Genomic DNA, 15210 nt, shown 5'->3' with positions numbered 1-15210 from the left:
AATATTATTGAAACATATCTTTTAATAGGAAAAACAGCAATTAAGGCACTTGGGAGCCGTCCCAAATTTGGGACGGCTCCCAAGTGCCTTAATTGAGTACAGGAAAATAAGCAGTTAAGGATAAACACCTTATCTTAGGATAATGCGGGAGACTTAAAACCTGGTTTAATAAAATGAAGAAACATCAAACTACTATTTTTGATATCGCTAAGGAGTTAGGTATCTCAAAATCTACCGTATCAAGGGCTTTGACCGGACACCCGAGTGTACATAAGCAAACACGCGAAAAAGTATTACAACTGGCCAACGACCTGGAATACCAGCGTAATATGTTTTCCATTGGCTTAATGAGAAAGGCCAGTAATACAGTTGGTATTATTGTACCGGAATTTTCACGTTCTTTTTTTCCGCAGTTAATAATTGGCGCCCAGGAGAAGGCTAAAGAAGCCGGTTATAACCTCATCATCAGTCAAAGCGATGAAAGTTATGAAACGGAAGTTTCGAATGTCAAGGTAATGCTGGCGCACCAGGTAGATGGCTTGCTAATATCCATTACCCGCGAAACCAACAATTTTGAACACCTGAAAATTTTTCAGCGAAAAGGTATCCCTATTGTGTTTTTTAACAGGGTATGCGATGAAATGATCGTTCCCAAAGTAATTGTAGAAGATCAGGAAGGCGCTTTTACCGCTGTTGAACATTTAATATCACGTGGTAAACGAAGAATTGCCCACCTCTCGGGGCCAGAGTCGCTAAGCATTTGCAAACGCCGCAAAGCTGGATATATGGCTGCACTGAAGAAACACCAGATATCATTTGACGAAGATCTACTTGTACATTACGATCTAACCATCAATAAAGTGAAGATATATGTCAATTATTTTCTTAACCTGAAAGAACGGCCTGACGCTATTTTTTGCATTAACGATCCTACCGCTATTGAAGCGATAAGGCTTATTAAAGAAACCGGCTTACGTATTCCTGAAGATATTGCCATAATTGGCTTTAGTAACGATTTCGTATCCTCACTAATAGAACCTTCATTGACCACAGTTGAACAGCCTATAAAAGAGATGGGGAGGACTGCCGCTCAACTGCTGATTGATCAGATAGCACGGGACGTGGCCGATTGGAAAGCCCCGACAGTTGTTTTAAAAACTCAATTAATTGTGCGTAATTCCAGCTGATTGCTCCGCAGACATTACAGCCCCCCTCTAAGGGCTGTAATATCTATTGCGCAGTTGAACAACTATTTGGGAATTGTATACTCTGTATAGACCGATTGCCCGTACTGGTTAATTGCAGCCAGTTTAACCTGTATTGTCTTGGGATTGCCTTTTACTTTGAACTGGTACTCCTCTATCTGGCTGGCGTTGATGATCTCGGTATGCCACTTATTTTCTGCCGGCAATTTATATTGTAAACAATACCCCTCCGTTTTTCTTACCGGCATAAAGCAAACAATCGCATTGTTGTTACTCAAAATCACCCCCTGAATAAAGGGGTTCGACGGTTTTAGCCCCCCATCAGGCACCACCGGAACCTCGGGCGACCAGTTATCGTTCTCCTGATCCCGCTTTAAACGATAATAATACCGTTTCCCGTTGATAAGCCCTTCTATATGAATAAGCCCCTTCACGTTTGCTTCAATTTCTTTACAATTGGTATAATTACCTGCCTTGTCGGTAACCTGTACAATTAGTTTGTTATCAGCTGGCAGGGTTTCAAATCCTATAAAAAAACCACCATCTGCAGGCTCGGTATATTGTATAAACGGCTTCTTTATCGTTCCGCTTACTGTAACCGGTTTTAAATCTGTAATCGTTTCGCCTGCATTATTCATGCTTACCAGGTTCAGCTTTACTATTTGCTGCTGCTTTAGTCCTGTGATATTAATGTAGTTCAAATTTGATTGCGGGGTTTCCACTTCAGGCTGATTATCTATAGAATATCTTATTTTATAAGAGCTGGCTGAGCTGTTTTTTTCATACAATACTTTTACAAAGAAATCTTTGCCGGACGTATTTAAGGTGCTGTAGGCAGCTATGATCTTTGCCACTGAGGGCTTCCTAAAATATACCGTGGTGTCATACAATGTATAATTTAATGGCGATACAATACTTACAGTGGCCCTGGCTGGAATGTTGCCCCTCATTCTGCTATTCAATGAAATATTTATGTCATTGTCGCCAGGGCTGATCTTTGATAATGATCTGCTGTCACCGGCTGTCATTAAACCATTATCATCAAGAACTTTCCATACCACACGATAATTGAGCAGCGGATAAGCGGGTATGTCGAGCGCTCCATGCGGCTTTAACGTTAATTCAGCAGTAAATTGTTTATGATCCGTACTCAAAGCCGCATTACTTAAAGTGATCTCAGCGAAAGGTTTATTTGCATTTCGATAAGAATAAAATGCATTCTTCTTTTGCCGGTAAGCATCAACTATTCCCCAGGGCCGGTTTTGCGAAAATTCTTTAGTGCCTTTATAATTACTCCGGTAATCATTAAACGTCCATAACGAGGCGCCGATAAGATAGGGTTTTTGGGATATATCGTCCATTAAGGCCTTAATAGGGAAGTCTGCCGACAGATCTTCGTTCAGTTGATCATAGCCGTATTCTGAGAAAAAGAGAGTGCTGTTGGGATGAAGTTTGTGTACGCTATCTGCATAGTTACCACTCATGCCATACCAGTTGATAAAGCCAAGGTCTGAAAACTGCAGGGGATCTTTCTCACGATGAGCTGAATGGCTTATCATGACGTGCATACGCGTAGTATCTAAAGGCCGTGTATAGATAATGCTGCCTTCAACATAATCCATTGCTTCTGCGTTATAGCCAATTTCGTTGCCAACGCTCCAGCCAAATATGCTGGGGTGATTAAAGTGATCATTGATCATCCGTTTCATCCAGACATTGGTAACTTCATTATCTTTTTTCACCAGGTCGGACGGTCCCCAAACAGGTATTTCCTCTATAATTAAGATGCCTTTTTCATCCAGATAATTAAGTAATTCTTTATGGAACGGAACGTGCGACATACGGCACAAACCCGCTCCCAGGCTCTTCATCAGGTCGATGTCTTCTTTTACGCGCCAAAGCGGCAGTGCATTGCCATTGGTTCTGTCATCAGGCACCAGGTTAAAACCAACAGGCCTTATCACTTCCCCATTTAATCTAAGTTGATGTTTTACATTATCCAATTCGATATGGCGCAGGCCGAACCTGTCCTTCCTCTCATCAATAACAGCTTTATTCTTTAACAAAACAACCTTACAATCGTATAGCTGCGGATCATCAAGGTTCCAAAGATTTACATCGGCCGCAAGCAATTGTGTTTTAACATTTATAGTCTGCAGACTTTCCGCGCCAAGACTGGCTGCAAAAGGAATGGTTTTAATAAGTTTTTTCTGATGATAAACTAATACACTGCCATTTACATTTTGAGAGGATGACTCTTTATTAAAAACACTTACTGCAAAATCAATTGTAGCGGTTTTATTGAGCAGATCTACTTTGGGGGTAATCCTCGTCTGTTTAATATATACCGGATCATTGATAAGCAGTTTAACCGGACGTCTGATGCCGCCCCAGCTCCATAGCGCCCCAACTTTAAAACTATTATCGGCACTTACGGTTACTGTGTTGCTTGCCCCATACGTTAAAAACGCAGATACATCTTTTTCAAATTCCAGATATCCCAGGTTGTTTGCGGTCACAAACTGGCCATTCACCCAAACTTTTACATCGGTATTTACCCCTTCAAAATACAGTCTCACTACCTTCCCTTTTAATTTAGCCGGCATGACGATTGTCTTTTTATACCAGGCTTTACCCGTATAATTGGCATACTCATTTTTGGTGTCCCAGTTACCCGGAACCGTTAAAGCATCGGGAAAGATTACGCTCTTATTTGCAAACCATTCCAGCTTTTCGCCTTCGTTAGCAGGGTCGGTTTTAAACAGCCATTTTCCGTTGAGCGAAATTTCATAACTACTATCTGAAAGTGTTTCTTTCAATACAGCTGATAATGCATGTTTCACGTTCAGATCTCTTGTCAAAGCTACGCTATGATAACCGGGCCACAAAAAAAGTATGGATAATAAAAAGCTTCGCATAAATGATTTACAAATAGTATTATAATTGTTTGGCTATCAAATCTATTCAGCTACCCCTTTTAAAAGATATTTTTTTTGCATTAATGGCAATGGGATCGCTCCCATTTTTGGGACTGTTCCCAGGATATAAAAAATTGCTTTGAGGATAGGCGAAGGTAAAATGGTTGATATTATCGTTTTCTATCACAGATTTATGCAAGACATAGCAGGAAGACGTAGTGGAAAATGTACAGGGCCCTGCAAAAGTACCTTCAGGCGACAGATAAATCCTGAGCCACCCCAGCCTCTTGAAATCACCGCCCAAATAAAAAAAGGGCTTTACAAATCGTTAATTTGTAAAGCCCTTTTTTGCGGTGAGGGAGGGATTCGAACCCTCGGTACGGTTACCCGTACGACAGTTTAGCAAACTGTTCCTTTCGGCCTCTCAGGCACCTCACCCCTTTGTTTCAGGGACTGCAAATATAGTAATTCAATGTATCCTGCAAAAAAAAATTTCGTTTTTATATCTCGTAATCAATCCTGACGTGGTAGATGCTCATTAACATGTTTTTAAATATCGTACGGATAGTGGCGATATCTTTTAGGGTGATATTACTGTTGTTCAACTGCCCTTGTTCTAATTTATAATCGATAATACGATCTACCAGATTGCTGATGCTTTGAGCATCAGGTTCTTTTAAGCTTCTGGAAGCGGCTTCTACAGAATCAGCAAGCATCAAAACGCCGGTTTCCTTTGAAAAAGGAATCGGGCCGGGATAACGGAAGATGTTCTCGTCTACAAACTTTTCGGGAAAGTTTTTCAAAAATGACTGATAAAAATAATCCATACGGGTATTGCCGTGGTGAGTACGGATAAAATCGATCACCAATTCAGGAAGATGATTTTTCCTCGCAATCTCCGCTCCTTTCGTAACATGCCTTATAATAATCTGTGCGCTGGCTTCGTAAGAAAGACTGTCATGAGGATTCTGTCCTTTATTCTGATTTTCGATAAAGTACTGCGGATTTTCCATCTTTCCGATATCATGATACAGGGCACCAGCCCTGACCAGGAGGGCATTCCCTCCCACATTAAAAATTGCTGCTTCTGCAAGATTTGCCACCTGCAGGGAATGCTGAAAAGTTCCGGGAGCCTTATAAGAGAGCTCTCTGAGCAATTTAGAATTGGTATTGGTGATCTCCATCAGGGTTACTTCAGAGGTTAGTCCGAACACCCGTTCGAAAGCATAAATGAGCGGATAAGCGAGCAGGGAGAGCAGTACACTAAAAATAAAGGGAACAAAGTTCTCCCATTCGATACTGTCCATTGTACCGTTATTTCTGATGAGCGAAATCCCTAGATAAGCAACAAAGTAATTCGTTAAAATGAGGAGTGCTGATATCAGGAATTGTTCCCGCTTTACCAGGTTTTTTATGCTGTAGATGGCAACCATGCCTGAAGTAACCTGAAGAAAAGCAAATTCAAAACTGTTCGGCACAAAGAATCCCGCCACGAGTACCACCAGCAGATGTATATTCAACGCAAGCCGGGTATCAAATAATATCCTGATGATAATCGGTACGATGCAATAAGGTATATAATAAAGGTTGGGGATCTTCAGACTTATGGCCCAGGAAAGGGAGACAAGCATGACGGTGATGACAACCAGGATCAGTGAGATCTTCCGGTTATCTTCAAAAATATCTTTGCGGAATAAGCGGAGAAATATCATCAGGAGGGTAACAATCAGGCCGCCCAGCAATAGTTGTCCAAAGAATATGATCTTTCGGTCTCCGCCAAACTTACTATCATCCTCATAAGTATTTTTAAGCGATTCGAGCTTCTGATAGACATCCTGCGTAATGATGTTGCCATTGGCTATGATGAGTTCTCCTTTTTGTACCATTCCCCTCGTGGGCGAGAGATTTTTAAGCGCCTCTTCTTCAATTTTGCTGCTAAGACGTTCGTCGTAAATATAGTTCTGCTGTATATGGTCAGAGATTAGCTTTATAAGCCATGCTTTATTTCTGATTGACGTGGCCTTTTCCACCTGTTCTTCCACATATCGTAACGCCGTTTCAATGGTGAAAACGACAGCAGTATTAGTCTGCACGGCTCTGTTGCCGGTGAGCAGATTGAAGTTGTAATTTGAATTACCCTGCTGATGCCTCTTATTATAAGCCATCACCCCCCTTTGATAAACAGCCTCCAGTATCCGCCCGCCTGTTTCCTTATAAGCCTCCTTCAGTTTTTCATCTTCGACCGCACTCTCCCAGCGTACGTCAAAATCGGCGATGAATGCTTGCTGCTCATTCGAGGCTACTTCCGTATCGTTCTGGTAGACCGGGAGTATGGATTTATAGATATCAGCCTTGTCTCGTTCAGTTTCTTCAAAGGTCTTTTCTATAGCAAAACTATATGGAGATACCAGGTCTTTGTTCATCCACACCTTTCCCTTTGCATACTCATACTTAAACCTTGCATGTTTAGGGAGAGAAAGTGTAACAATTACCACACACAGCACCATCATGACGTATTTTATCCATGAAGTATATCTGTGATATAACGTGAATATGTACTTTTTTCTAAGCTTAGCCACTATTTTTACTTAAACCCTCAAATGTACATGAAGTTTTTTATATACAAACGACGACTCTCTCTTTCCCGGAAGCCCGACCATCTGAGAATTAAGACTGTAAAACAACAGGCGCTGAATAACATAACCCGGGCCGGTACGTTAATAACAAGATCCCGGCTTCAATTTTGCTGTTTTAAACATTAGGCTTATACTTGCGACAATATACCATGAGAAGAGGTTTTTATTTTCTGATTTTTTCCTTGATTATAAGTGCTGCAGTAAAAGCACAGCAGGGAGGTGGTATCTCTGCTCAGCAGGAACTTCTCAGACTGCAGGACAGCCTGAAAAGATTCGGATACCAGGTGGTAAACAATCCGAGCGAACCTGAGCGTTACAACGCCAGCTATAAGATGATCAGAACACTTGTATCGGCGCTCAGGCTGAACAACTCTTTCAACTTTAGTTTTGATTCGCTAAAAACCATCTCTATACAGACCTCACCGGACAGGAGATTCAGGATATTTTCGTGGCATGTGTTAAACAATGACGGAAGTTACCGTTATTACGGCACGATTCAGATGAACAGCCCGGGGAAGTTGCAGATGTATCCCCTGGTTGATCATTCGCCCAGGATCACTTCACCGGCCGACAGCGTGCTCAGCAGTGAACGCTGGTACGGGGCACAGTACTACAGAATTATTCCGGTAACCAGTAATGTACAAACACCTTATTATATCCTGTTAGGGTGGAAAGGCCATAGTGTGAAATCGACGAAAAGAGTTATTGATATCCTGTACTTTAAAGGAGGTAAGGCATGGTTCGGAATGCCGGTTTTTGAAGGGAACAAAAAATGGGGAGGGAAACGGCGGATCATATTTGAATACAGCCGCCAGACGTCCATGATGCTGAATTATATTCCGAAAGAAGGGATAATAGCGTTCGATCATCTTGTCCCTCCCAATCCGGAAATGAAATCAAGCCACGAGACTTACGGCCCCGATCTCTCATACGATGGCCTTAAACTTGATAGAGGACGCCTGAAATTTATTGAGAACATCACACTTAAAAATGCTCCCTCTGCCATAGATAATCTTTATGTTGACCCTACAAAGCCATCAAAAGAAACAATAAACAAGCTTAAATGAGAGAAGTCACTATTTTTTTTTAAATTTTTCTCATATTTGACCTCTTCCTTTTTAAATGTATTTTTTAGGACATACAATTGTTGATCATTTTAATTATTCCGACACGCCACCCTCTGGTATGCACTGAGAAGACGGTGTATTAAACACAAACGAACACACTATTGCGCATTTTAACAGAATAAAATAAAATATGGATACCATTAATATTGCTGAAACTCCTACTCCAACAAAAGGACACCCGAAAGGCCTTTATGTTTTGTTTACAACCGAAATGTGGGAAAGGTTCAATTTTTATGGCATGCGTGCCCTCCTTACCCTCTTCCTGGTAAACGCCCTGGCATTCCGGGAGGCAGAGGCATCTGTCATTTACGGTGGCTTTTTAGGACTATGTTATCTGACCCCAATGCTCGGCGGTTTTATTTCCGACCGGTTTCTGGGAAACAGAAATTGTATTCTGCTTGGAGGTGTGACGATGGGAATAGGACAACTGTTTCTATTCTTCAGTGCCAGCACTTTCGACTCGAATTTTGATATCTCGAAACTGGCTATGTATGCAGCTCTTGGTATCATTATTCTTGGGAACGGATTCTTTAAACCGAATATCTCGTCGATGGTCGGTCAACTCTATCCCAAAGGGGACAGCAGATTGGATGCCGCCTTCACCATTTTTTACATGGGTATAAATGTTGGTGCGTTTTTGGGTATGTACATCTGCCCCCTGGTAGGTGACGTGGTACTGGAAAATGGCACACGTGTAGTTGCTGCATTTAAATGGGGATTTCTGGCTGCCTCTATGGCTATGTTCGTGGGTTCATTCGTTTTCTATCTTCTGAAGAATAAGTACATTGTTACGCCGGAAGGTAAACCAGTGGGGGCAAAACCTGCACTCAATATTACCAAAGGAGCAGAAGAGGTTCAGGAGGCAAGTTTTTCAGTTGCATCAAAATATGGTGCGATAGCTGCTTTCGTGGCACTGGTTCTGGTATTTCGTTTTATTGTAGATCAGAACTGGATATATTCATTCATTTACGGCAGCGGACTAACGCTCGCAGGGTTTATTATTACAGATAAATCACTTAGCTCGATTGAAAGAGACAGGATCCTGGTAATCTATATTCTGGGATTCTTCGTGATGTTCTTCTGGGCATGTTTTGAGCAGGCAGGTTCGTCGCTAACCTTTATTGCTGACAATCAGACCGACAGAAGACTGTTTGGATGGAACATGCCGCCTAGTTTCGTTCAAAACGCCAATTCATTGTTTATCATGATATTTGCGTTTCCGTTCAGCTGGCTTTGGCTTAGTCTGCAAAAACGAAGGCTCGAACCTATTTCGCCCGTTAAACAATCTATAGGTTTATTTCTTTTATCTCTTGGCTTCCTCATCATTGCATTCCAGGTAAAGGATCTTGGACACACGGAAAAGCTGGCAGTTTTCTGGCTGATCATTATGTACCTGTTCCATACCCTTGGCGAACTGTGCCTCTCTCCCATCGGATTGTCCCTGGTGTCAAAACTGGCCCCGGCTCGTTTTTCATCATTGCTGATGGGGGTTTGGTTCCTGGCAAATGCTGCGGGTTATGCTCTTGCTGGAACGCTCGGCGCTTCTATTCCTCCAACCGGCGATAAGTTTACGACGGCACAGGAGGCTGGAATTAATCTTCAGGCAGTACTAGATAGGTCAATTACTCCTAGTGCAGAACAGCTTGCAAAACTCCATGAACTGCGTATTCCGACAGAATATCCTGTATTTGCCGGATTCACTATACATAATCTTTTTGAGTTTTTCCTTCTGTTTGTAATACTACCGGGAACTGCTGCGGTGATCCTGTTACTCCTCTCAGGCAAGCTCAAAAAAATGATGCATGGCATTCGTTAATAGCGTATCTTCGTTAAAATTTATACTACTCACTACGTGTTGTCAGATAGCTTAATTATCATTCCAACCTACAACGAGAAGGAGAATATTGAGAATATTATCAGGGCGATATTTGCGCTTCCGCAACCATTTCATGTCCTGATCATTGATGATGGTTCTCCTGACGGCACTGCGTCTATTGTTAAGAGTCTACAGGGAGAATTTACAGGCAAGCTTTTTATCGAAGAACGTAAAGGGAAACTTGGTTTGGGCACTGCCTATATCCATGGCTTTAAGTGGGCTCTACAGCATGAATATGAGTTTATCTTCGAAATGGATGCAGACTTCTCACACAACCCTGCGGATCTCCTGAAATTACATAAAGCTTGTTCTGAGGGTGCTGACGTTGCAATTGGCTCCAGGTATGTAACAGGTGTTAATGTCGTTAACTGGCCTATGAGCCGGGTGCTGATGTCCTACTTTGCATCTGTGTATGTTCGGTTTATTACTGGGATGAACATTCACGATACTACGGCAGGCTTTAAGTGCTACAGGCGCAAGGTGCTTGCTACTATTGATTTTAACAAAATCAGGTTTGTCGGTTATGCATTCCAGATAGAAATGAAGTTTACTGCTATTAAACACGGATTCCGAGTTGTAGAGGTTCCGATCATATTTATTAACAGGGAACTGGGGTCTTCAAAAATGAGCACCAATATTTTCAGGGAAGCATTTATCGGGGTGATCCAGATAAAAGTCAACAGCTGGTTTAGGAAGTACGGTACGGCGGTACCTGAAAAGAAAAATGCACGGGAGCATGAAACAGTCCGCTCCGGCGGCTAAGGAGATAAATAACTACTTATAAAATAAAAAGCCTGCATCTCTAATGAATGCAGGCTTTTTATTTTATAAGATTTCCTCTTCTATTTTGCCTGATTGTAACGTCTTTCTACCTCCGTCCAGTTAACCACTGTCCACCATGCAGAAATATAGTCGGGACGCTTGTTCTGATATTTCAAGTAATAAGCATGTTCCCAAACATCCAGTGCAAGAATCGGTGTACCTTTCTCTTTCACTACATCCATCAACGGATTATCCTGGTTGGGGGTAGTAGAGATCTTAAGTTTTCCTTTTTGAACGATCAGCCATGCCCAGCCCGATCCGAACCTTTTTGCAGCAGAGTCGGCAAATGCAGCCTTAAATTTGTCTAATGACCCAAAGGTTCCGTCTATAACCTTCGCAAATGCAGGAGATGGAGCTCCTGGCTTAGGAGCCATTATCTGCCAGAAAAGGGAGTGGTTATAATGGCCGCCAGCGTTATTTCTTATCGCCGTTGAATATTTTGAGACACCGGCTAAGATACTTGCTAATGACGCTTTTTCGGCTGCAGTCCCCTTAACAGCATCGTTAAGGTTTTTGACATAAGCGGCGTGATGCTTATCGTGATGGATTTGCATTGTTTCTTTATCAATAGCAGGTTCCAGTGCATCGTAAGCATAAGGTAAATCGGGTACTGTAAACTGTGCTTTAACTGATGGAGAAAGCAGGATTAATAAAAACCCTGCTAGCATTACGTTTCTAAACTTCATAACAATAGAGATATTTGAATAAATGTATATAAATAACTATCACGAGTAGTTCCGGTTTGAGTTTTTTTACATTTAAAAGAGGATGCAGGTTCAAATAGAACTGGGAATCGAAGCCGGAGTGATGAATCCTTAATATGGCTCGACGTGGATCAGTGCACCTTTTATCCTGGTGTCGGTAGTCATCAGCTTGTTTTTTACCTCGTGAGCTATATCATGGCCCTGAGCCACGGTAAGATCGGCATCAACAAGAATATGTAAATCAACAAAATAGTCGAAACCCATTTTCCGGACGTAACATTTCTCAACGTCTCTAACCTGCGAAACGCTAACTGCTATTTTCCGGATAGAATCATCAATACCATCAGAGGGGGCGCTGTCCATGATCTCATTGAAAGCAGGACGTAAAATGCGGGATGCATTATATACAATCAGGCAGGCCGCAATAAGTGCAGCCCAATCATCCGCTCCTTCATACCCTTTTCCACAGATTAAGGCCACAACAATTCCGGCGAATGCTGCCAGGGAGGTCATAGCGTCGCTGCGATGGTGCCATGCATCTGCTATCACGGCCTGGCTTGAAAGACTTTTTCCAACCTGGATAACATAACGAAAGAGGGCTTCCTTGATTATAATAACAAAAAGAAGCACCCAGAGCGTGAACGGCTTGGGAAGCTCATGTGGTGTATTGATGAATCCAATGGCATTATATCCTATCCAACAGGCGGCGATCAGCAGAAAGAGGGAGATGACAATAGCCGCAATGGGTTCTGCTTTTCCATGTCCGTAAGGATGCCCCTTATCCGCCGGCTTAAGGGAATACTGAAGGCCAAGCCACAACAAAGCTGAACTTAATATATCTGCACCTGTTTCTGTGGCATCCGCTATCAGAGCATAAGAATGTCCCAAATTACCTGCTATGGCCTTTACTGCTACCAGAATTACACTTACCGAAATTCCAATTTGGGTAGTTCTGATCGCCCTGGCCGATGGATGCTGCCCCTGCTCCCTCATGCTTCTAAATTTTGCCAAAAATAAAGTATAATACGGAGATATAGCACAATTTATTGACAGAAAGCTGAGAGAATGTACTTCTTCCGTTTATCAGAATATTATTTTACTTTTACTGTAGAAATGAGAAACCGTTCCATATATTTTTTGCTGGCATTGCTTATCTCGGCTTCGGCTTGCCAGACGAAGAGCGACTATAAAGCAATGCGGGCTGAAGTGATAAAACTTCATGACGAGGTAATGGCCAGAAATGACGAGGTAGTTCATTTACAAATGAAAATCGATACACTCCTTCGTAATATGGACAGTCTGAAAATTAAAAATCCGGCGCTTGACACGGCTGCAACTCAGATCATCCTGACGGCTCATCTTAACGGGCTTAAAGTTGCTGAAGAAAAGATGAACGACTGGATGCACCAATTCCAGCCAGATACAGAAGGAAAGTCGGGAGAAGAGTCGGTTGCTTATTTTGCGGAAGAGAAAAAGAAGATCGAAGAGATCGACAGTCTTTATACTGTCCGCACTAAAGAAACGTCCGGCTATCTAAGTCAGCAGAAGTTTAAATAACTAAAGGCGGTATTTGTTTTTTTCCTGTAACAATTTGGCTTAAACGTTATATTAAGGCTTAAAAGCCTTATATTCGGCTTGGGGTAAAAAAACATTTCGGGCAAAAAACAATACATGGCATTTACATCAGACGAATTCAGGGCGAGATTGGACGAGCTTGAACGGGAGAACCTCGATTGGTTTTCGAAGTATCCTCCCCTCCGGGAGAACACAGTAAATTCTATCCACGACCATTATTACATTTACATGAGCGGAGCGGGCCACCAGATCCGGTTCCATGCGGATTCTCTTCTTCCTGTTGAGCTGAGGAATCAGATTAAAGATCTTTTCGACGAAATTTCGGGGCAGAACCTTTAGGATAAGGATTGGTACTGGTATGCAGCAGCATTTGCTCTTTGACATCCTGTCAAAGCTAAAATTCTATCTGTAGGACTAGCCGCTCTCGAAAGCTATAACTGAAAATGCTCCCGTTTTGAAAAAGGCTGCTTACTTCGGAAATCCAGGTCAGCCCACTCATAGTTTGCTATTTCCTGCAAAGGAATCAGTTGAAGCAATGTTAAAATATTATCCGTGGAATAGAAAGAAAAAATGCCTCTACGGGGCTGCAGAGGCATTTTTATCACCCCTTTCGGAGAGATGTACACCCATCAGGATTCGAACCTGAGACCGACGGTTTAGAAAACCGTTGCTCTATCCAGCTGAGCTATGGGTGCCGATTGTGGCTGCAAATATAGAAAAAGTTTCTATTCCACGGAAGAAAATTAAATAAGTTAATTTGGCCGGATAAAGCTCCGGCCAAATCTTTTTTAAACACTGAGTTCTGCAAAATATTTATGGAACAAAGGGATCGTTTCGATTCCTTTTAAATAGTTTGCTATATCGTATTTCTCATTAGGAGAATGTAAATTATCGCTATCAAGCCCAAATCCCATTAGGACAGTCTTTATTCCAAGAACTTCTTCAAATAAAGCGACAATAGGAATGCTGCCACCGCCCCTGGTCGGAATTGGCTTCTTACCAAAAGATTCCTCTATGGCTTTTTCGGCTGCCCGGAATGCTACTCCATCAGTAGGGGTAACAACCGGCTCTCCACCGTGATGTTCCGTAACTTTTACTTTTACATTTTTAGGTGCAATCCTTTCAAAGTGCTCCTTAAATAGCTCGGTAATCTTTCCTGATTGCTGGTTAGGCACTAAGCGCATTGATATCTTGGCATATGCTTTGGAAGGAAGGACTGTTTTAGCGCCTTCCCCAATATATCCGCCCCAGATTCCGTTTACTTCCAATGTTGGACGAATACCGGTTCTTTCAATGGTGGTATATCCCTGTTCTCCCCATAACTCTTCTACTCCGAGATCTTTCTTGTATTCTTCCTCGTCATAAGGTGCTTTATTCAATTGCTCCCGTTCGGTTTCAGTCAGACTTTGAACATCGTCATAAAACCCGGGAATGGCAATATGGTTATTTTCATCATGCAAAGATGCTATCAATTTAGAAAGTATCGTTGCAGGATTGGCTACAGCCCCCCCGTATACACCGGAATGCAAATCCCGGTTAGGTCCTGTAACTTCCACTTCAACATAAGATAAGCCCCTGAGGCCTGTTTCAAGCGAAGGGGTATCAAGGCTAATCATGGATGTATCTGAGATAAGAACGATATCGGCTTTTAGGCGCTCTTTGTTGTCTTTAACGAAAATGCCCAAATTGCCCGAACCAACTTCCTCTTCTCCTTCTATCATAAATTTGATATTACATGGAAGAGAATCGGTCTTTTGCATCAGTTCGAATGCCTTCACGTGCATATAGAACTGGCCTTTATCATCACAGGCTCCCCTGGCAAATATTTTACCATCTCTTATAGTAGGCTCAAATGGCGAGGTATGCCACAGTTCCAGCGGATCTGCAGGCTGCACATCGTAGTGCCCATAAACCAGTACTGTCGGTTTAGACGGATCAATAATCTTCTCTCCGTATACTATAGGATATCCCGCCGTTGAACATACTTCAACATTATCGGCACCTGCCTCTCTTAATTTTTCTGCAACAAAGTCTGCAGTCTTCAACACATCCCCCTTATAAGCGGGATCTGCACTGATAGATGGAAAACGCAACAAATCGAATAGTTCATCCAGAAAACGTTGCTGATTCTCGTCTACATATTTCTTTATTTCTTGCATACGCTATATGTTTCGAGCAAATATAGCGAGCATTCACCGATAAGTTTCTTACTAAAGTATATTCTTTTGAATATTAGTCCCAGCCGCCCATGTCCTTCTTCTCGCCGACCATCACACTCTTTTCTGACTTCACTGAGGGTTTTACTTCATTTTCTTTCTTGCAGGAAGAGAATCCTATTCCGAATAAT

General features: G+C 42.2%; 11 protein-coding genes and 2 tRNA genes. 6 read left to right on the top strand and 7 right to left on the bottom strand.

Annotation, left to right across the window (positions count from 1 at the left end; genetic code table 11):
• Positions 1–173: 173 nt before the first annotated feature.
• Positions 174–1187 carry a LacI family DNA-binding transcriptional regulator gene (locus DDR33_RS21235; protein WP_109417819.1) on the top strand — a complete coding sequence of 338 codons (1014 nt, stop codon included), beginning with the start codon at positions 174–176 and terminating at the stop codon, positions 1185–1187.
• 62 nt (positions 1188–1249) lie between these two features.
• On the opposite strand, the gene DDR33_RS21230 is transcribed toward DDR33_RS21235, so the two are convergent.
• From DDR33_RS21230 to DDR33_RS21215, 3 genes are all read right to left on the bottom strand, one after another.
• The gene (locus DDR33_RS21230) at positions 1250–4048 is read right to left on the bottom strand and encodes a glycoside hydrolase family 2 protein (protein WP_238387886.1); all 2799 of its coding nucleotides are present in this window, start codon (positions 4046–4048) and stop codon (positions 1250–1252) included.
• Positions 4049–4474: 426 nt separating this feature from the next.
• Positions 4475–4561: transfer RNA gene (locus DDR33_RS21220), tRNA-Ser, on the bottom strand.
• 62 nt (positions 4562–4623) lie between these two features.
• Positions 4624–6630: an HD family phosphohydrolase gene (locus tag DDR33_RS21215; protein WP_109417855.1), complete on the bottom strand. Its 2007-nt coding sequence runs from the start codon at positions 6628–6630 to the stop codon at positions 4624–4626.
• A gap of 278 nt (positions 6631–6908) precedes the next feature.
• Between DDR33_RS21215 and DDR33_RS21210 the strand changes: the two genes are divergently transcribed.
• The 3 genes from DDR33_RS21210 (at position 6909) to DDR33_RS21200 (ending at position 10524) form a co-directional block, all read left to right on the top strand.
• Positions 6909–7826 (top strand): hypothetical protein, encoded by a 918-nt coding sequence (locus DDR33_RS21210; RefSeq protein WP_109417816.1) that lies wholly within the window; start codon positions 6909–6911, stop codon positions 7824–7826.
• 190 nt (positions 7827–8016) lie between these two features.
• On the top strand, positions 8017–9702 hold the full coding sequence (locus DDR33_RS21205) for a peptide MFS transporter (RefSeq protein ID WP_109417815.1): 1686 nt from the start codon (positions 8017–8019) through the stop codon (positions 9700–9702).
• Between the two features lie 39 nt (positions 9703–9741).
• Positions 9742–10524, top strand: a complete 783-nt coding sequence (locus DDR33_RS21200) for a polyprenol monophosphomannose synthase (protein WP_109417814.1) — start codon at positions 9742–9744, stop codon at positions 10522–10524.
• An 80-nt stretch (positions 10525–10604) separates the two neighbouring features.
• Here the strand turns inward: DDR33_RS21200 and DDR33_RS21195 are convergent, their stop codons facing one another.
• Together DDR33_RS21195 and DDR33_RS21190 are read right to left on the bottom strand one after the other, a co-directional pair.
• Positions 10605–11252 carry a superoxide dismutase gene (locus tag DDR33_RS21195; RefSeq protein ID WP_238387890.1) on the bottom strand — a complete coding sequence of 216 codons (648 nt, stop codon included), beginning with the start codon at positions 11250–11252 and terminating at the stop codon, positions 10605–10607.
• A 147-nt stretch (positions 11253–11399) separates the two neighbouring features.
• Positions 11400–12299, bottom strand: coding sequence for a cation diffusion facilitator family transporter (locus DDR33_RS21190; RefSeq protein WP_238387885.1), 900 nt, complete (start codon positions 12297–12299; stop codon positions 11400–11402).
• Between the two features lie 102 nt (positions 12300–12401).
• Between DDR33_RS21190 and DDR33_RS21185 the strand changes: the two genes are divergently transcribed.
• Positions 12402–12845, top strand: coding sequence for a hypothetical protein (locus DDR33_RS21185; RefSeq protein WP_146198823.1), 444 nt, complete (start codon positions 12402–12404; stop codon positions 12843–12845).
• A 114-nt stretch (positions 12846–12959) separates the two neighbouring features.
• Positions 12960–13202, top strand: coding sequence for a hypothetical protein (locus DDR33_RS21180; protein WP_109417810.1), 243 nt, complete (start codon positions 12960–12962; stop codon positions 13200–13202).
• Between the two features lie 282 nt (positions 13203–13484).
• On the opposite strand, the gene DDR33_RS21170 is transcribed toward DDR33_RS21180, so the two are convergent.
• Together DDR33_RS21170 and DDR33_RS21165 are read right to left on the bottom strand one after the other, a co-directional pair.
• A tRNA-Arg gene (locus tag DDR33_RS21170) sits at positions 13485–13558 on the bottom strand.
• Between the two features lie 93 nt (positions 13559–13651).
• A complete protein-coding gene (locus DDR33_RS21165) occupies positions 13652–15022 on the bottom strand; it encodes a dipeptidase (protein ID WP_109417808.1) in 1371 nt (456 codons plus the stop codon).
• Positions 15023–15210 lie beyond the last annotated feature (188 nt).

The sequence above is a fragment of the Pararcticibacter amylolyticus genome, assembly GCF_003130405.1.
Classification (GTDB): domain Bacteria; phylum Bacteroidota; class Bacteroidia; order Sphingobacteriales; family Sphingobacteriaceae; genus Arcticibacter; species Arcticibacter amylolyticus.
The sequence above is the reverse complement of the archived record's forward strand: the minus strand, read 5'-3'. Positions and strand labels throughout refer to the sequence as shown.